Raw genomic sequence first — 18205 nt, 5'->3', positions numbered from 1 at the left:
CGGTGACGGTTAGCGGCGGGTCGATCCGGGTTAGGAACCGGACCGCCAGATGGCTGACTGAGGTTTTCCAGCCACCGGTGGTGGTTTCCCTCCAGCTGCTGATCAGCCCGCTGGCGGAGGCGGGGTTTCCCGGATCCATCGGCTACGGTGCACTGGCGGCCCTCTTTGTGTGCGTGGTTCCGCTCGCAGTGCTGCTGGTCCTGGTCCGGCTGGGGAAGGTGACGGACCACCACGTCAGCGACCGGAAGCAGCGCGCGCCCGTGCTCCTGATGGCGCTGGCCTCCATCGCTGTCGGTTTGCTGGTGCTCAATGCCGTGGACGCGCCATCGAGTGTGGTGGCCATGGTCCTGGCGGTGGTGGGCGGAGTCGCCGTGCTGGCCGCGGTCAGCCCGTTCTGGAAAATGAGCGGCCACGCCGCCGCGATGTCCTGCGCCGCCGTCGTATCCGTCCTGATGCTGGGCCCGGCGTGGGCGCCGCTGCTGCTCCTGGTTCCGGCGGTCAGCTGGTCAAGGGTGGTCCTGAGGGCGCACACGCTGGCGCAGGTGGTGGCAGGCTCGCTCTTCGGCGGAGTGGTGATGGCTGGGATCTGGTGGCTGTTGCGGGGCTGGCTGGTGGGCTAAAGCCCCGCGGAGCACGTGCAGCCAGGAGGTTTTAGTACGCGTTGTACGCAGTCAGGGCGTCAATGATCGCCGGATCGGCAGTCGCTCCCAGGGCCACCGCGGCGCCAGTCATCAGGACTCCCATCAGGGCGGCCATGCCGGCCCAGGCGCTCAGCAGCTTCCAGTCCTCGCGCAGGACGCTGCGGACAGTCGCCGGAAGCTGAAGGCCGGGAGTGATGAGGTTGGGAGCGCTGTCCAGGCTGCCGTCGTCCAGCAGCGCAACCACCCTGTCGTTGCTGCGGTCCAACCGCATGGAGCTGATGTGGTTGCCGTGGCGGGCCAGGAGGATGTCGTGGCCAACCAGCTGGCGGCGCTGCAGAGTAATCAAGGAAAAGCCCTTCGCTGGGGGTGGAATCGTCAGTGTCCACGCCTTTGGGGGCCTCTACAATTTTATCGTTGCGCCACCAGCTGAAGCGGTGATAGAGCGGTGAGAACGGACACCCCCCGCAGCGATATCCGCCACCACGGGGAGTGTCCGGGGTTACGCCTGGGGCCGGACGGTGGGCCTAGTCGGCGTCGTAGGTGTTGGCGATGTAGACGTCACATGGAGCGTTGTGGGCAACGCTGTTGGCAACGCTGCCGAGCACCCGGCCAACGCCGCGCATGCGCCGGTTTCCCACCACGATGATCCGTGCGTCCATTCGGACCGCTTCCTTGATCAAGGCGTCGGCCGGCCGCCCCCGTGCTGCCGAATACGTCACGGTGATGTCGCGGCCCAGCGATTCCGCTACGGTCCGCGCCACCTGCTCTGCGGCGTCCGCGTCGGAGACGATCCACCGGTCGCTGCCGCTGCCGAACACTTCGGTACGGTCGCTGTCGAAGGCCGAGACTACGTGCAGCGAAGCGTCCATGGCTGCTGCCAGGCCCTTGGCCGACTCGGCCGCCTTCTTTGCGGTTTCACTGCCGTCAACCCCTACAACGATGATTCCACCCATATGCATGCTCCTTTGCTCGGTTTACGGCTCTCGTGTGGCTTACGCTACAGCGCGGCGATGGCTTCCTGCAGCACCGGCGCCAGGCGGCGCACTCCTTCGGCGATCGCGTCGGGAGGCACGGCGCTGAAGGCGAGCCTGAGCTTGTTGGACGGCTCGTCCGACGGCGTGAAGGCGGCTCCCGGGATGAACACCACCCCGGCGTCGATCGCCTTGTGCAGCAGCGGGTAGGTATCGACGCCTTCGGGCAGCGTCACCCAGACGAAGAAGCCGCCCTGCGGACTGGTCCAGGAGGTTCCGGACGGCATGTATTCCTTGAGGGCGGCCAGCATGGCCCGGCACCTTTCGGCGTACAGTTCGCGATAGGTTTCGATTTGCCCTTTCCAGTCGTATCCGCCCAGGTAGGCCGAGACCAGCATCTGGTTCAGGGTGGGCGGACAAAGAGTCACGGACTCGGCGGCAAGGTAGTAGCGGCGCTGGAGGTGCTCCGGAACCAGCGCCCAGCCGATGCGGAGGCCGGGAGCGAATATTTTGGAAAAGGAGCCCAGGTAAATCACGTCATCGGGATTGGCGGCCCGCAGGGGAGCCAAGGGTTCCCCCTCAAAACGGAGCAGGCCATACGGGTTGTCCTCCAGCACCAGAATATTCGCCCTGCGGCATATATCCACCACCTGCTGCCGGCGTTCCTTGGCGAGGGTGATGCCGGAGGGGTTGTTGAAATTGGGGATGGTGTAGAGGAACTTGATGCTCCTCCCGGCCAGTTGTAGGGCTGCAATGCGGGCTTCCAGCAGTTCCGGGACCAGCCCGTACTGGTCCATCTCCACCGTTTCCACCTGGACCTGGTAGGCCTCGAATGTGTTCAACGCGCCCACATAGGTGGGGTCCTCCACCAGCACTACGTCGCCGGGATTGCAGAAAAGCTTTGTGGCAACATCCTGTGCCGATTGGGAGCCGGCAGTGATCACCACATTCTCCGGTTTGGCATCGAGGATGCCTTCGGTGGCCATGACCTCGCAGATCTGGGCGCGCAGTTCCGCGGTCCCCTGCCCGGCGCCGTACTGCAGGGCCGTGAGGCCGTCCTCGGCGATGATCTTCGCAGCCGTCGCCGCCAGGCGGTCAAGCGGCAGCGACTGCAGGTAGGGGCTTCCGCCGGCCAGGGACACAAGGCCTGGCCGCATCGAGATGTCGAAAACGTCGCGCACGGCCGACTGGCGGATGTTTGCCGCGCGCTCGGAAAAGAGTTCCTCATGCCGGTGCGCCGAGGTGGCGGCACGTTCGATGGCGTCAATGGCCTCTGCCGGCAGCGTGCCCGCCGCAGCGTCAAGTGTTTCGTGGGTCACAGAGTCAGGATACAGCCCACTGTTATTTCTAGAGCAACACCTGTTTATCCCCGATTTACCCGCGGGAAGTTCGGTGCCAGGCGCCCAGCTACTTCAACTTCAGGTAGTCAGCCAGGCTTTCGCCGTTGATGTAGATTGCGGCCTTGACGGCGCCAACGGCTTCAAGGGCGGTCTGGGTGAGCTGGGCCTCAACCCGCGGAGTGTCGCAGGTCCCGCCCGGGTTGAGGGTTCCCGACAGGTAGACCGTGACGGTGGTGCCGTCGAAGCTGCCGGACAGGAACTTCAGCCGGGAGCTGCCCAGTGCGTTGTACAGGTTTTCCGGTTGTTCCGCACCCAGGAGGGCGTTTATCGCTGCCTTAAGCCTGCCGTCCCCCGTGCTGCCGGCCCCGGCTGCACCCACCAGGCTGTCATTGCAGCCAAAGCGGACGCCGTGCCTGCCGCCGTCGTCCACCAGCACGAAGTACGCCGTGACCGGCGCGGCCGTTGCCTCGGTGCCACTGCCGGGGGTGGGGGAGGCTGTTGACCCACCGCTTTCGGAGGCGGCAATTGTGGCGGGAATGAAGGCCAGCGGGGCGGCGCTTGGTCCGGTGCTTCCGGCTGCGGCAGGGGATTGCACGTCAGGGTGGGGGATCGGGGAGCTGCATCCCGTAAGCAGCAGGGCCAGGCATCCCACGGCAACCATGGCGCAATGCACACAGCTGTCCCAGCTTCTTTTTCCTGCCATGGGGCCGCAATCCGATCCGGTAGTTCCAGTGGATTAACGCTACGGCCCCCCTTCCCGCCGCAGATGTCCGGACGGTACCGGTTGGGACAAGAGTTGGTCACGGCCCCTGCGCCCGCGCCTTAACGCGGCAGTGCCCGGTACGCAGGGGGCGTACCGGGCACTGCGGGGTGCGGGACGGGCTAGGCTGCCGGTGCGGATGCGGCCAGGGCGTCGAAGATGCCCTTGATCTGCTCCACTACCTCGGCGTCGTCCTTGGGGTGGACTTCGGCAAAGCGCACCATGGAACCGGGGACGGCAAGCTTGACGTCTTCAAGGACCTTGGCGCCTGCGATGCCCGCGGCCTTGCGGGCCTCATCCTGGGCCCACACGCCGCCGTACTGGCCAAAAGCGGTGCCGACGACGGCGGTCGGCTTGCCTGCCAGGGCGCCGGCGCCAAAGGGGCGGGACAGCCAGTCGATGGCATTCTTCAGGGTGGCGGGAACGGTGCCGTTGTACTCGGGGGTGACGAGCAGGACGCTGTCAGCCTCTTCAGCTGCGGCGCGCAGTGCTGCCGCTGCTGCCGGGACCTGGCCTTCGACGTCGATGTCCTCGTTGTAGAACGGGATGTTGCCCAGGCTTTCGTGGATTACCACGTCCACCTGCTCCGGTGCGTTGAGCTGGATTGCTTCCGCCAGCTGCTGGTTGGTGGATCCGGCGCGGAGGCTGCCCACAAGGGTCAGTACGGTGCTCTTGGTCATGGAAACTCCTGGCTAGGGGGCGCGGCGGGGGCCGCGTTCGGTCAGACTTCAGGCTTTGCAGCCTTTCACCCAGACTAAACGGACCGTGGTCCGGTTCTATTCCCTCTGGCTACACTGTCCTTGTGAGTTCCATCCCAGTGCGGCCGGAAACGCCGGTCACGGCCGCGGAGCGCAGCGATGCCGCCCGCAACCGGGAGCGCCTCCTGCTGGCTGCCCGCGAACTGATCGAACAGGGCGGAGCAGGGGCGCTCACCATGGACCGCCTGGCCGAGCACGCAGGGGTGGGCAAAGGCACCGTCTTCCGCCGCTTCGGGAGCAGGGCCGGACTGATGCTGACCCTGCTGAATGATTCGGAGGCCGCCTTCCAGGCCCGCTTCCTGTTCGGCCCGCCACCCATGGGACCAGGCGCTGAGCCGCTCGAACGGCTGATCGCCTTTGGAACCGAGCGGATTGCCTACTTGGTGGAGTTCGGGGACCTGGTCCTCGCGGCCGGGCACGCCTCCCGGGGACGGTTCGAGGTGCCGGCCGTGGCCCTCTGGAACCAGCACGTGGAAATGCTGCTGCGCGAGGCCGGAGTGGACTCGCCCGAGCCCTGGCTGATGGCGGGCTCCCTTACCGCAACCCTGGACCCTGAACGGCTCCTGCACCTCATCCGCGACCACGGTGTCACACGTGACCGTCTCGGCGTCTCGTGGCGCGATCTTGTGACACGGGTTGTAACAGGCGCGTAGGTTACGCCCTGGCAGTTTCGCTCGTCCAGTCACACCAACTTCACAGAACTATTCATAACGATCTGATACGGCGCGCCGGATTTCGAGGGATTACCGCGCTTTTCGGGTTGGGGCTTGTGATAGTTTCCTCTGGAATGTGACCCGCGACATAGTCCACCAGGACCTGCCCATAGGGCTGCGGGAAGCCAGCTACCCGCTGGTTCGGGACCCGGTGAGGCGGCACAATCCGTGCTTGTCCGGGGAAGACGGAAGGATCCAGCAGCGCCCATGCTCAAGTACCTCGCCAAGCGCGGCATCACCTATGTGGTGATGATCTTCCTCACCACGTCCGCCGGTTATTTCCTGGCTGTCAGCTCGCTCAAGCCGGCGCTCCTCGAACAGGAGCGGATCCCCCGGCCAACCCCGGAACAGGTCGCCAACTCGATGCGGCTGAAGGGACTGGACCCGGACCTCAGCCCATGGGAGCGCTACGTTGACTGGCTGACCGGCATCGTCACCCGCTGGGACTGGGGCCGGAGCCCCAACGGCGCCTACATCAACGCCGAGTTCGGGGACCGCGTCTGGATCTCCACCCGGCTCTTCCTGGCGTCGATCATCCTCACCCTGGTCATTGGCGTTGCGCTGGGCGTCTATTCGGCGGCACGCCAGTACAAGTTCCAGGACCGGGCCATCACGTCCTACAGCTACCTTGCCCACATTGTGCCCGCGCCCATCGCCTACTTCCTTGTACAGCTGGGCGCCATCAGCATCAACGAATCAGCGGGGAACCGCATCTTCTTTGTCACGGGCATTTCCACCCCGGGCGTTGCGCCCGGCTGGCCCCAGTTCGTCGACCTGCTGGCCCATTATGCAGTGCCCACGGTGGCCATCACCCTGGTGGGCTGGGGGTCGTACCAGATCGCCCAGCGGCAATACCTTCTGGACAACGTCAACGCCGACTTCGTCAGGACTGCCCGGGCCAAGGGCCTGAGCCGGAACCAGGCCATCGCCCGCCACGCGCTGCGCGTCTCCTTCATCCCGGTGGCCCAAAGCATCGCGTTCACCATCCCTGCCATCTTCGCCGGCGGTTTCTTCGCCGAAAAAATCTTCGCCTGGCCGGGCGTTGGTTCCTGGAGCATTGATGCAATTTCGCTGCAGGACGTCAACGCCGCCACAGCCACGTTGGCCTACGGCTCAGTGATCTTCGCCATTGGCGCCATTTTGGCGGACTTCGCCACCACGCTTGTCGACCCGAGAGTGCGGGTGCAGTAACCATGACCAACCTCAATGCCGTCGACCTGGCAGCCGAAGCGCAGGATGCGCACCTGGAAAGCGCCGACGTCGTCATCGGCAAAAACACCATCATCTTCCGCCGGTTCCTGCGCAATAAGACGGCAGTGGCGGGCCTGGCCATCTTCCTGGCCCTGACCGTTTTCTCGTTCATCGGCGGATTCTTCACGCAGTGGGACAAGGAAACGATCGACCCCTTCAACATCGGGATGCCGCCGTCGGCCGACCACTACCTCGGCACGTCGCAAGCGGGCATCGACCTCTATGCCATGACCGTCGAGGGCACCAGGATTTCCATCCTAATCGGCCTGGTGGTGGGCCTGGTCTCGGTCCTGGTTGCCGCGGTCTACGGCTGCACCATGGCCTATTTCGGCGGCAAGGTGGACAAGGTGATGCTGTTCATCCTGGAAGCGCTGATCATGATGCCGGCGCTCCTGGTGGTGGCAGTTGCCACCAGCGGCGGAGGCGCAGGCCTTAAGCGCGACCTTCCCTCGTGGCTACTGCTCATCATCGTCCTGCTGGTGTTCAGCTGGATGGGTACCGCCCGCCTGATCCGCTCCATGTCCATGTCGCTGATGCAGCGGGACTTCGTCAAGGCCGCCCAGTACATGGGCGTCCCGCCGCGCCGTATCGTCTGGCGCCACCTGGTGCCGAACATCGGCTCGCTGCTGATCCTGGACATCACCCGCGGCGTCACCGCCGCAATCCTTGCCGAGGTGGCGTTCTCCTTCATCGGCATCGGCATCAAGGTCCCGGACGTGAGCCTCGGCGTGCTGATCGGCGCCGCAACCTCGCAGGTGCAAACCTTCCCGTGGATGTTCTGGGTTCCGCTCGCCGTCATGTTCCTGCTGACCGGATCCCTGGCCATGATGAACGACGGCCTGCGAGACGCCTTTGACCCCAGCTCCAGTTCCACCGGCAAGGCCAAGAAGGCCAGGGCCCGTAAAATCACGGCGGAGAAGAAGACGGCATGAGCAGCGAAACCACCACCGGAGCCACCCAGCCAGCACGGTCCGACGTCGAGCGGCTGCACATGGCAGGACTGCATGCCCCCACCGACGCGGTGCTGTCGGTCCGCGACCTCAACGTCCGTTTCAATTCCGAGAACGGCGTGGTCCACGCAGTCCGGGGCGTCGACTTTGACCTGATGCCCGGAAAGACACTCGGGATCGTGGGTGAATCGGGCTCCGGCAAATCCGTTACCTCCCTGGCCATCATGGGACTCCTCCCGCCAACGGCAGAGGTCTCCGGGTCCGTCCGGCTCAAGGGCCGCGAACTGCTGGGGCTCAGCGACAAGGACATGTGCCAGTACCGCGGCAATGACCTGGCGATGGTCTTCCAGGACCCGCTGTCCTCCCTCACGCCGGTGTTCACCGTCGGCACCCAGATCATCGAAGCGCTCACCATCCACCACCCCACCATGAGCAGGAAAGCCAAGGAAGCCCGCGCCGTCGAACTCCTGGCCATGGTGGGCATCCCCAGTCCCAAGGAACGGCTGAAAGCCTTCCCGCACGAGTTTTCCGGCGGCATGCGCCAGCGCGTCATGATCGCCATCGCCATCGCCAACAACCCGCGCGTCCTGATCGCCGACGAGCCCACCACGGCCCTGGACGTCACCATCCAGGCACAGGTCCTCGAAGTGCTGCACACCGCGCAGGAGGAGACCGGGGCCGCCGTCGTCATGATCACGCACGACCTCGGCGTGGTGGCCGGGATGGCGGACGACATCATGGTCATGTATGCGGGCAAGCCCGTGGAGACCGGCGCTGTGGACGATATCTACTACAACCCCCGGATGCCCTACACCCTGGGCCTGCTGGGCGCCGTCCCGCGCGTGGACGCTGCCGAGAAGACCTCGCTGGTTCCCATCGCAGGCATGCCGCCGAATCTCCTGCACCCGCCCACCGGTTGCTCGTTCGCCCCCCGCTGCCCCCTGGTATCGGACGCCTGCCTCGAGGGCGAGCCCGCCCTGGCACCCGTCGACGGCCAGGGACACCGGGCCGCGTGCATCAAGTCCGAGGCCCTGGGCGGCGACGTGGACGTCCACGACGTGTTCGCCGCGCCGCCGGTGCCGGTGTCGCGCTTCGATGCGATTCCCCGGGCGGAGCGGACCACCGTGCTGGAACTCAAGGACGTGAGGAAGCACTTCCCACTGAACAGGGGCGCCCTGATCAAGCGCAGGATCGGAACCGTCAAGGCGGTGGACGGCCTCAGCTTCGACGTCCGCGAAGGCGAGTGCTTCTCCATCGTGGGCGAGTCGGGGTCAGGAAAGACCACCACGCTGCTGGAAATCATGGAGTTCCATCCGGACCAGGACGGCGAGGTGGTGATCGGCGGCCTCAGCAACAAGCAGGCGGCCGACGCAAAGACCAAGGGAAAGATGCGCCGCGAGCTCCAGATGGTGTTCCAGGACCCCACCGGGGCCCTGGACCCGCGGTTCACGGTGTACGAGGTCCTTGCCGAGCCGCTGCAGAACGCGGGCATGGACCGCGCCGCCATCAGGAAGCGGATCATGGAGTTGATGAAGCTCGTGGGGCTGCAGCCGGACCACGTCAACCGCTTCCCCAACCAGTTCTCCGGCGGCCAGCGGCAGCGAATCGGGATCGCCCGCGCCCTGGCCGTGAACCCCAAGCTGGTGGTCCTGGACGAGCCGGTGTCGGCCCTGGACGTATCCGTCCAGGCAGGTGTCATCAACCTCCTGGACCACCTGCGCGCCGAACTCGGCCTGAGCTACCTGCTGGTGGCTCACGACCTTTCCGTGGTGCGCCACATTTCCAACCGCGTGGCCGTCATGTACCTCGGGAAGATCGTGGAGATCGGGGCCGTGGACAGGGTGTTCGACAACCCCCGCCACCCCTACACGCGCGCGCTCCTGTCGGCCATCCCCGTGCCGGACCCGCAGCTGGAACGCACCCGCGAACGCATCATCCTCCAGGGCGACCTGCCCTCGCCGCTGCAGGCACCCAAGGGCTGCAATTTCGCCACCCGTTGTCCTGTCTTCGCGGCGCTGCCGGCGGCCAAACAGGAAAAGTGCCTCACCCTCGAACCACCGCTGGAAGCCGCGGCATCCGCCACGGACCAGCAGTTCGCCTGCTTCTTCCCGGACGGGGAACTGGATGAGGACATGTTGGTGGTCCATGAACCGGCGGACCACCATGCACCCTGAGACTTCTCGACCCACACGCTCCACCACTCGCACCTATGAAGGGAAAACCATGAGGAAACTGAACAGGATCGGCGGAGCTGCAGCGGTTGCTGCGGCACTGGCGCTGACCGCTTGCGGCGGCGGTGGCGGTGCCAGCGGCCCCGAAACCGCGAAGGGACAGGACTCGGGCAGCGACCTGTCCAAGCTGATCAGCATCAACGAGAAGCCGGCTGCCGATCTTCAGCAGGGCGGCAAGGTCACCCTGCCGCTGGGCAACATCGGCCCCGACTTCAACGGGTTCTCCAACAACGGCAACAGCGCGGACAACTCTGCGCTTCAGGTGCCCATGAACCCGGTGGGAATGAACAGCGGCGGCATCGGCGGCTGCTGGAAGGTGGACTTCAAGGGCAAGGTCACCCCCAACACGGATTTCTGCGAGTCGGTGGACAGCGAGGTCAAGGACGGCAAGCAGACCATCACCATCAAGGTGAACCCCAAGGCCACCTACAACGACGGCACGCCCATTGACGTCAAGGCCTTCAAGAACACCTGGAACATCCTCAAGAGCCCGGATGCCGGCTACGACATCGTCAGCTCCGGCGCCTACGAGTTCGTTGATTCGGTCGAGGCAGGCAGCAACGACAAGGAAGTCATCGTCAAGACCAGCCGCCCGGTCTTCCCGGTGGACTCGCTCTTCTTCGGTCTCATCCACCCCGCCGTCAACACCCCTGAGATCTTCAACGAGGGCTACAACGGCAACCTGCACCCCGAGTGGATGGCCGGCCCCTTCAAGCTGGACCAGTACGACACCGCCGCCAAGACCGTCACCTTGGTGCCGAACGACAAGTGGTGGGGCCAGAAGCCCGTCCTGTCCAACGTGACCTTCCGCCAGCTGGAAACCAGCGCCCAGATCGCCGCGTTCAAGAACGGCGAGATTGACGCCATGAACGCCAACACCATCTCCCTCTACAAGCAGCTGGACGGCACCAAGGACACCGACATCCGCCGCGGCCAGCGGCTGTTCGCGGGCGGCCTGAACCTGAACGCCCAGCGCATTACCGATGTCAACGTCCGCAAGGCAATCTTCGCCGCCGTGGACCGCGAAGCCCTGCGCAAGGTCCGGTTCAACGGCCTCAACTGGGAAGAGCCCAGCTCCGGTTCCATGATGCTGCTGCCTTTCTCCGAGTACTACCAGGACAACTACCCCGTCAAGGAAACCGGCCCGGACGCCGCCAAGAAGGTCCTCACCGACGCCGGCTACACCGCCAATGCCAACGGCGTCATGGAGAAGGACGGAAAGCCCGCCGCCTTCAAGATCAGCAACTTCGGTGACGATCCCACCACCCTGGCTGTGGCGCAGACCCTGCAGAAGCAGCTCCAGGCCGGCGGCATGGACGTCGGGATTGACCAGCGCGCCTCCGCCGACTTCGGCAAGGTCCTGGGCAGCCGCGAGTTCGACCTGAGCATCTCCGGCTACACCGTTGGCCCGGACGCCACCGACGCTGTCAAGCAGTACTACGACTCCAAGGTCAACGAGAACAAGCTGGGCGACGCCGAGCTGGACAAGAAGATCGCCGACCTCGCCTCCATCGAGGACAACGCCGCCCGCAACAAGGCAGCCATGGACGTGGAAAAGGAGCACATGGCCAAGTACTACTCCATGGGCGTGGTCTTCAACGGCCCGCAGATCTCCTTCGTCCGCAAGGGCCTGGCCAACTACGGACCGTCCCTGTTCCAGAGCCTTTCCCAGGTTCCGGACTGGACCACCATCGGCTGGGAAAAGAAGTAAGCACCACTTCGGCGGCGCCAGCCGCTAGCGTAGAAGCCGGCATCCCTGGGAACCAGGGATGCCGGCTTCTTTATGCCTGCGGCAGCGGCGGTAGCGTAGTTCCATGACCGGTACCGAAGGCGAACCCCGCACCATCCGCACCGCCGTCGTCGGCTATGGGCTTGCCGGCAGCGTGTTCCACGCGCCGTTGCTGGCCACCAACGCCAGCTACTCGCTGGACGCCGTTGCAACGTCCGACGCCGGGCGGCAGGCGGCTGCCTCCTCCCGGCTTCCGGGGGTGGAGGTGGTGCGCGACGGCGCCGCCGTCCTTGAGCGGGCAGCGGACCTTGACCTTGTGGTGCTGGCAACGCCGCCAATGACCCACTACCCCCTGGCCAAGGCTGCGCTGGAGGCCGGCCTGGACGTGGTGGTGGACAAGCCGTTCGCAGTCACCAGCGCCCAGGGGCAGGAACTGGTTGACCTCGCCCGGCAACTTGGCCGCGTGCTGACGGTGTTCCACAACCGCAGGTGGGACGGCGACTTCCTCACCCTGCAAAAGCTGCTGGCCGTCCAGGGCGTGGGCGAGGTGACCAGGTTCGAGTCGAGCTTCGAGCGCTGGTCACCCACCATCGGTAAGGCCTGGAAAGCCCGCGCAACGGCTGCCGACGGGGGCGGGACGCTGTTCGATCTCGGCAGCCACCTGATTGACCAGGCAATCCAGCTGTTTGGTCCGGCCACCGTGCTGCACGCGGAGCTGACGGCGCGGCGCTCCGACGAAAGGGCGGACGATGACGTCTTCCTGGTCCTGCGGCACCACTCCGGCGTTGTCAGCCACCTGGCCATGAACATGCTGTGCGCCCAGCAGGGACCGCGCTTCCGGGTGCTCGGCTCCATTGGCGGCTTCACCAAGCACGGCGTGGACCCGCAGGAACCCTACATCGCCGCCGGCGGCAGTCCCCTGGACGCTGAGTACGGCGTCGAGGCAGCGGAGTGGGCCGGCCTCCTGGGCCGCGACGGCCATCTGGACCCGCTCCCCACCGAACGGGGAAATTACCCTGAGTTCTACCGCCTGCTGGCAGAAAAGATCCTGGACGGCGGAGCAGAGTCACCCCTTCCCCTCCCAGTAGACCCGAAGGACGCGGTGGAGGTCCTCAAAATTATCGAAGCCGCCCACGAACTGGGTTAAAAACTCATCGATTGCTCCGTAGTTGTCGTTCTGAGGGCTCAAAACGACAAGTACGGAGCAATCGATGGAGGGGGACTAGGCGGAAACGAGCTCGTGCCAGTCGGCGACGAGGGGCAGGCCGTGGGCCTCGGACACGGAGTGGTGCGCCACGTGGCCGGCGGCGATGTTGAGGCCGGCGGCGAGGGCGGGGTCGCGGTCAAAGGCGGCCTTGACGCCCAGGTTGGCCAGGGACACGGCGTAGCGCAGGGTGACGTTGGTCAGCGCGTAGGTGGAGGTGTTGGGCACGGCGCCGGGCATGTTGGCCACGCAGTAGAAGATGGTTTCGTGCACCTTGTACGTCGGCTCCTGGTGCGTGGTGGGGTGCGTGTCCTCGAAGCAGCCGCCCTGGTCCACGGCGATGTCCACCAGGACCGAGCCGGGCTTCATGCGGGCCACGAGGTCGTTGGTGACCAGCTTGGGGGCCTTGGCGCCGGGGATCAGCACTGAACCAATCACCAGGTCGGCGTCCACCACTGACTTTTCGATCTCGTACTTGTTGGACGCAACGGTCTTCAGCCGGCCCTGGTACTGGGCGTCCAGCTCGCGGAGGCGGTTGATGTTGATGTCCAGGATGGTGACGTCGGCGCCGAGGCCCAGGGCCATGGCTGCGGCGTTGGTGCCGGCCACGCCGGCGCCCAGGACAACCACCTTGGCGGGGCGGACTCCGGGCACGCCGCCCATCAGGACGCCCTTGCCGCCGGCCGGGGCCATCAGGGAGGTGGCGCCCACCTGGACGGACAGGCGGCCTGCAACCTCGGACATGGGGGCCAGCAGCGGGAGGGAGCGGCCCTCCTGGACGGTCTCGTAGGCGATGGCGGTGACGCCGGAGTTGATGAGCTCCTTGGTGAGCTCCGGCTCGGCGGCCAGGTGCAGGTAGGTGAAGAGGATCAGGCCCTTGCGGAAGCGGTGGTACTCGGACTTGATGGGTTCCTTGACCTTCATCACCATGTCGGCGCGGGCCCAGACGTCATCGGCTTCGTTGACGATCTCGGCGCCGGCGATTGAGTATTCCTCGTCGGTGATGCCCGAGCCCAGGCCGGCGCCGCGCTCCACCAGGACGGTGTGGCCATGCGTGAGGAACTCGTGGACGCCTGCCGCGGTGATGGCCACGCGGAATTCGTTGTTCTTGATTTCTTTGGGGACGCCGATGATCATCGTCTGCTCCAGTTTTTAGGGCCGGTGGGCCGGAAATGCGGAAGGTTTTTCGTGTTCCAACGATAAATCCCGCTGTGAGCCAGGCGACATGAGCTGCTTGGGACCTGACCGCCAGGCACCGCGTATTTCCGCGGTTTTCTCCAACTTCAGCTCGACATGTGTCGAGTCCTGAAGCGTCAGGTGTCGCCTCGTGTCCGTTCGTCCGCAGGGCCGCCGGGGCAGTACTGTTGGCCCATGCAGCAGCAGGGTGTGGAACAGCTCGTCGAACAGGTGGCGCAGAAGCTGGGCCGGGGCCTGTCCCTCGAGGACCTGGACGGCCTGCTGCTTGCCTACAGCTCCAACCAGTCCCATGCCGACCGGGTGCGGGTCAACTTCCTGCTGAGCAAGAAGGTCCCGGCGGACGTGAGCGCGTGGCAGCTCTCGCACGGTATCGCCACCGCCGTGCGGCCCGTCGTGGTTCCCGCCAACCCGGACCTGGGCATGCTGGGCCGTGTCTGCGTCCCGCTGATGGTCCGGGGTTTCCGCGTGGGGTACCTGTGGGTACAGCAGGACTCGGCGGAGGAAAGCCCGACGGCGATCCTCACCCAGCTGCCGGGCGTCAACCACGAGCTGGAGCTGCTGTCCGGCCTCCTCCTCGACTCCAATACCGCCGAATCCGAATTCCGCCGCAGCCGTGAGCGTGAGTTCCTGCTGGCCTGTTCGGGAGAACCCAACGCGGTGGCGGCAGTGGCAGGCTGGAAGGAAGTCCAGGGCCGCGGGCCGTGGCAGATGGTCACGGTACTGGACGCCGACGGCTGGGCCAGCGGCCCGGACCCCATCGCCTCGACCCTAATCCACCGGTCCACCGCCCTCCAGGCAACGGTGGGCATGGACGCCGCCCTCTTCAGTGCCGGCACGGAGACCCATTCCGTGGTGCTGTTCCGCGAATCGACCGGCCGCGCCAACCACGCCCAGGTCCTGGTGCACTACCAGCTGGAGCTGGCCAAGCGCTCCGGCCGCCCGGTCCACCGGATCAGCCTGGGCATCAGCGAGGGCTTCGCCAGGACCAGGCAGCTCGCGGAGGCATACCGGCAATCCAGGGTGGCGGCCCAGGCGGCGGCGGTGGATCCGCAGTTGGGCGAGCTGGTGGATTGCAGGTCCACTGGCGTGTACCAGCTGCTCGCATCGGCCGGGGGAGGGGTGGGGGCCTGGGCGGATTCCTGGTCGGTCTACTTCCGAATGCTCGAGGACCACGACCGCAACGGCGAGCTCATCCCCGTGCTGGAGCTGCTCTACGACAACGACGGATCAGTCCAGGACGTGGCTGGCAAGCTCCACCTGCACCGGAGCAGTATCTATAACAGGCTGGGCCGGATCCGCCAGCTGTTGGGCGTGGACCCCCTGAAGGGGCTTCCCCGGCTGGAACTGCACGCCGCGCTCAAGATGCGCCGGTGGGCGGCACGGCCCAGGATCTGATCGCGGCCGCCACCTCCCGCGGGCGCAGGTGCTGTGCCACGTGCCCTGCCCGGGCAATTTCCACGAAGCTTCCCTGCGGCACCACCTGTGAGAGCCGGAGCGACCAGTCGGCGCCGGCCACTTGGTCATGGTTGCCGCGCAGCACCAGGACGGGGACGTTGACTCCTGCCAGCCGTGACTCGGTGGGGTAAGACATCATCACGGGGAGCTCGGTGAAGTACCAGCGGGGGCCGCAGCGGAAGTAGTCCGAGAAAACCAGCCAGTTGGAGGACGCGTTTTCGCGGAGCAGCGCATCAAGGAACAAGGCCAGGCCCTGCCGCCGGACGCTGCGGTGCCGCGAGTCCACCACCGGGCCCATCAACACCACCCGTTGCGCCTGCCCCGGAGCGTACAGCGCAGCCTCGATGGCGAACTGCACGCCCATGGAATGCCCCACCAGGATGTACGGGCCGATACCGCTCGCCTTCAGCGCCTGCGCGATGAAGGCTCCGTAGTCCGCTGCGGACAGCTGCCTGCCGGGCTTGGGGGTTGCGGCAAAGCCTGGAAGGTCCAGCGAATAGGTGGGGGCGACGGCGGCAAGCTCACCGTGCAGCCGACGCAGGTAGCGGTGCGATACACCGATGCCGTGGATCAGGATGTAGGCGGGTGCTGCCGGGCGGGCCGCAGCATCCGGACCCGGGGCAGGAGTTCCGTCAGCCCAAAGGATGCGCCCCGTGAAACCGTTCGCTTCCACGTCGGCTGAGCGAAGCGCACCGTCCTTCCGCCCTCGCGCCCACGCCGATGGGGTACGCACTATTCCTCCGTGCCGGCGTCGTCCCCGGCGTCTTTGCCTGGCTTGCGCTTCTGTTCGGCATGCTTTTGTTCCGCAAGCTTCTGCTTTTCGAGCCAGGTCATGATGTCGGCCGTCCTGATGCGGCGGTGTGAGCCGCGGTATTCCACCGGTATCTCGCCCCGGTCCGTCATGTTGCGCAGGTAGGTGTGCGAGATCCCTGCCAGCTCGGCGGCCTGCGAGGTGGTGAGCATTTCCTCCACGCTGCTTACCGTCACCGTTTCACCGCGGCTGAGCCGTGCAAGGAGGTCGACGACGGCGTCCCTCGCCTCCCCGGGGAGGCGGTGGACGGTCCCGTCCACGAACACGGTGATGTCATTGCTGTCCTTAAGGGCGCGCGTGAGGCTGCGCGCGTCGCCGGCGGGCAGGCCGGCCGTGACGCGGGGGGCTATCAGTGCCATGCACGTAGCCTATCCCGGCCGCAGCCGGCCTGCCGGAGACGTGGAGGAGGCGTCAGAGCCCCAGTTCCTCCAGGACCGGCAGCTTCTCCCGGACCCAGGCCCGTGCCTCGGTGGCGCTCGGCGCGGACAGGGCCAGCTTGGCCAGTTCCTGCGCCTCGGACAGGGTGACCGTCTTCAGGACCGCTGCCACGGCGGCCAGCGACCGGGCCGTCATGGAGAGGGTGGTGACGCCAAGGCCGGTGAGGACGACGGCGAGGGCGGGATCGGCTGCGGCCTCACCACAGACGCCCACGGGCTTGTTGTGGCCTTCCGCCCGGGAGCCTTCGACGGTCAGTCCAACGAGGCGCAGGACCGCTGGCTGCCACGGGGTGTTCAGGTTGGCCAGCGGGCCGAGCTGGCGGTCGGCGGCCATGGCGTACTGGGTGAGGTCGTTGGTGCCCAGGCTGGCGAACCCGACTTCGCGGAGGATGGCTTCTGCGGTGAGGGCCGCGGATGGAACCTCCACCATTACGCCTGGCGTCTTGATGCCGGCGTCGGCGCACATGGAAGCGAAGCGGGCAGCCTCTTCCGCCGTTGAAATCATGGGGGCCATGACCCAGACGTCTGCCTGGGACTGCTGCTGGGCCAGGGCGATGGCCTCCAGCTGACGGTCCAGCACGCCGGGGGTGGTGAAGTCGGTGCGGTAGCCGCGGACGCCCAAGGCAGGGTTGGGCTCGGTGGAGTCGGTCAGGAAGGGCAGCGGCTTGTCGGCGCCGGCGTCCAGCGTCCGCAGGACCACCTTCTTGCCGGGGAAGGCGTCGAAGACGCTCTTGTAGGCTGCGGCCTGTTCCTCGACGCTGGGTTCGGTGTCCCGTTCCAGGAAGCAGAATTCGGTGCGGAAGAGCCCCACGCCCTGGGCTCCCAGCTTGGCGGCTGCTTCAGCGTCCTTGCCGCCGCCCACATTGGCCAGCAGCGGCACTTCGTGGCCGTCCGCCGTCGCGCCCGTGCCGGTGAACTCGGCCAGGAGGGAGGCCGTGGCGGCCCACGCTTCCGCCGTGGCGCGGAGGGTCTCGTCCGGTTCCGCAGTGATGCTGCCGGCCGCGCCGTCCACGTACACCTCGGTGCCGTCCGGAAGTTCGTCAACGCCCACGGCGGCCACCACGGCCGGCAGGCCGAGGGAGCGGGCGATGATGGCGGTGTGGGACTGCGGGCCGCCGCCCGCGGTGACGAGTGCCAGTACCTTGTTGGGGTCAAGCGTCGCGGTGTCCGCGGGGGCCAGGTCCTCTGCCACCAGGACGAACGGGGTGTTGGAGGCGGGGATGCCGGGCGCGGGCACGCCCCGCAGCTCGGCGACGATCCGGGCGCGCACATCCAGGACGTCCGTGGCGCGTTCGGCCATGTAGCCCCCCAGGTTGTGCAGCATTTCCGACACGGAGGAGCCGGATTCCCAAATGGCGCGTTCGGCAGAGACGCCGCGGGCCACCAGCTTGGCGGCGCCCTTGATCAGCATGGTGTCCTTGGCCATCAGGGCCGTCGCCTCCAGGACGGCCTTGCCGTCACCGGTGGCGTGGGCGGCACGGTCCTTCAGTTCGTCGTGCACGGCCTGCGACGCTGCCTTCAGCGCCGCGGTGGCTTCTTCGGCAGTGGTGCCCGGGGCCAGCTGTTCACCGGCGGGAGGCTCGCTGATCGGCTTGGGCATCTGCCGGATGGCACCGATGACGCGGCCTGGGCTGACGCCTACTCCTGGGAAGTTCTGCACTGAAGGTCCTCATTCTCTGCCGGTAGACAGGCCCGCCAAGTGCTCCGGCGCCGTGCCGGGTCCGGCCGGAGGACTGCTACGTCCAGGGGCAGGAAAC

Annotated in this window: 17 protein-coding genes; 8 read left to right on the top strand and 9 right to left on the bottom strand. The window is 66.4% G+C overall.

What is annotated here, in order from left to right; translation table 11 throughout:
• The first annotated feature begins 2 nt into the window (after positions 1-2).
• Entirely contained in the window at positions 3-620 is a 618-nt protein-coding gene (locus ACFO0G_RS13065) for a phosphatase PAP2 family protein (RefSeq protein WP_286400367.1), read from the top strand.
• Between the two features lie 31 nt (positions 621-651).
• Here ACFO0G_RS13065 and ACFO0G_RS13060 read toward each other — a convergent pair whose 3' ends face one another.
• The 5 genes from ACFO0G_RS13060 to ACFO0G_RS13040 all read right to left on the bottom strand — a co-directional run bounded on the left by ACFO0G_RS13060 (position 652) and on the right by ACFO0G_RS13040 (position 4392).
• Positions 652-987, bottom strand: coding sequence for a hypothetical protein (locus tag ACFO0G_RS13060; RefSeq protein WP_286400365.1), 336 nt, complete (start codon positions 985-987; stop codon positions 652-654).
• Positions 988-1165: 178 nt separating this feature from the next.
• Positions 1166-1594 carry a universal stress protein gene (locus tag ACFO0G_RS13055; protein ID WP_286400364.1) on the bottom strand — a complete coding sequence of 143 codons (429 nt, stop codon included), beginning with the start codon at positions 1592-1594 and terminating at the stop codon, positions 1166-1168.
• Positions 1595-1638: 44 nt separating this feature from the next.
• The gene (locus ACFO0G_RS13050) at positions 1639-2931 is read right to left on the bottom strand and encodes an aminotransferase-like domain-containing protein (protein ID WP_286400362.1); all 1293 of its coding nucleotides are present in this window, start codon (positions 2929-2931) and stop codon (positions 1639-1641) included.
• Between the two features lie 88 nt (positions 2932-3019).
• A complete protein-coding gene (locus ACFO0G_RS13045) occupies positions 3020-3547 on the bottom strand; it encodes a GerMN domain-containing protein (protein WP_376978080.1) in 528 nt (175 codons plus the stop codon).
• 287 nt (positions 3548-3834) lie between these two features.
• On the bottom strand, positions 3835-4392 hold the full coding sequence (locus ACFO0G_RS13040) for an NAD(P)H-dependent oxidoreductase (protein WP_286400359.1): 558 nt from the start codon (positions 4390-4392) through the stop codon (positions 3835-3837).
• A gap of 122 nt (positions 4393-4514) precedes the next feature.
• On the opposite strand from ACFO0G_RS13040, the gene ACFO0G_RS13035 reads away from it, so the two are divergent.
• The 6 genes from ACFO0G_RS13035 to ACFO0G_RS13010 all read left to right on the top strand — a co-directional run bounded on the left by ACFO0G_RS13035 (position 4515) and on the right by ACFO0G_RS13010 (position 12491).
• Positions 4515-5123, top strand: a complete 609-nt coding sequence (locus tag ACFO0G_RS13035) for a TetR/AcrR family transcriptional regulator (RefSeq protein WP_286400358.1) — start codon at positions 4515-4517, stop codon at positions 5121-5123.
• Positions 5124-5390: 267 nt separating this feature from the next.
• On the top strand, positions 5391-6374 hold the full coding sequence (locus ACFO0G_RS13030; protein ID WP_286400357.1) for an ABC transporter permease: 984 nt from the start codon (positions 5391-5393) through the stop codon (positions 6372-6374).
• A gap of 2 nt (positions 6375-6376) precedes the next feature.
• The gene (locus ACFO0G_RS13025) at positions 6377-7366 is read left to right on the top strand and encodes an ABC transporter permease (RefSeq protein WP_286400356.1); all 990 of its coding nucleotides are present in this window, start codon (positions 6377-6379) and stop codon (positions 7364-7366) included.
• Complete coding sequence (locus ACFO0G_RS13020) at positions 7363-9558, top strand: ABC transporter ATP-binding protein (protein WP_286400354.1); 2196 nt, start codon at positions 7363-7365, stop codon at positions 9556-9558. The genes ACFO0G_RS13025 and ACFO0G_RS13020 overlap by 4 nt, the downstream gene beginning before the upstream one ends.
• A 49-nt stretch (positions 9559-9607) precedes the next feature.
• Positions 9608-11326: an ABC transporter family substrate-binding protein gene (locus ACFO0G_RS13015; RefSeq protein WP_286400352.1), complete on the top strand. Its 1719-nt coding sequence runs from the start codon at positions 9608-9610 to the stop codon at positions 11324-11326.
• A 103-nt stretch (positions 11327-11429) separates the two neighbouring features.
• Positions 11430-12491 (top strand): Gfo/Idh/MocA family protein, encoded by a 1062-nt coding sequence (locus tag ACFO0G_RS13010; RefSeq protein WP_376978076.1) that lies wholly within the window; start codon positions 11430-11432, stop codon positions 12489-12491.
• Positions 12492-12566: 75 nt separating this feature from the next.
• Here ACFO0G_RS13010 and ald read toward each other — a convergent pair whose 3' ends face one another.
• The gene (gene ald, locus ACFO0G_RS13005; RefSeq protein WP_286400350.1) at positions 12567-13685 is read right to left on the bottom strand and encodes an alanine dehydrogenase; all 1119 of its coding nucleotides are present in this window, start codon (positions 13683-13685) and stop codon (positions 12567-12569) included.
• A gap of 234 nt (positions 13686-13919) precedes the next feature.
• On the opposite strand from ald, the gene ACFO0G_RS13000 reads away from it, so the two are divergent.
• Positions 13920-15140 (top strand): PucR family transcriptional regulator, encoded by a 1221-nt coding sequence (locus ACFO0G_RS13000; RefSeq protein ID WP_376978074.1) that lies wholly within the window; start codon positions 13920-13922, stop codon positions 15138-15140.
• Here ACFO0G_RS13000 and ACFO0G_RS12995 read toward each other — a convergent pair.
• The 3 genes from ACFO0G_RS12995 to ptsP are packed head-to-tail and all read right to left on the bottom strand — an operon-like array spanning position 15103 to position 18108.
• Positions 15103-15933: an alpha/beta fold hydrolase gene (locus ACFO0G_RS12995; protein ID WP_286400347.1), complete on the bottom strand. Its 831-nt coding sequence runs from the start codon at positions 15931-15933 to the stop codon at positions 15103-15105. The two genes, ACFO0G_RS13000 and ACFO0G_RS12995, sit on opposite strands and share 38 nt — an antisense overlap.
• A complete protein-coding gene (locus ACFO0G_RS12990) occupies positions 15933-16370 on the bottom strand; it encodes a helix-turn-helix domain-containing protein (protein WP_286400346.1) in 438 nt (145 codons plus the stop codon). The genes ACFO0G_RS12995 and ACFO0G_RS12990 overlap by 1 nt, the downstream gene beginning before the upstream one ends.
• Before the next feature lie 52 nt (positions 16371-16422).
• Positions 16423-18108, bottom strand: coding sequence for a phosphoenolpyruvate--protein phosphotransferase (ptsP, locus tag ACFO0G_RS12985; protein WP_286400344.1), 1686 nt, complete (start codon positions 18106-18108; stop codon positions 16423-16425).
• Positions 18109-18205: the final 97 nt, after the last annotated feature.

This window comes from Arthrobacter sedimenti, from assembly GCF_042652025.1.
Classification (GTDB): domain Bacteria; phylum Actinomycetota; class Actinomycetes; order Actinomycetales; family Micrococcaceae; genus Arthrobacter; species Arthrobacter sedimenti.
This window is presented reverse-complemented; position numbering and strand designations above follow the sequence as displayed.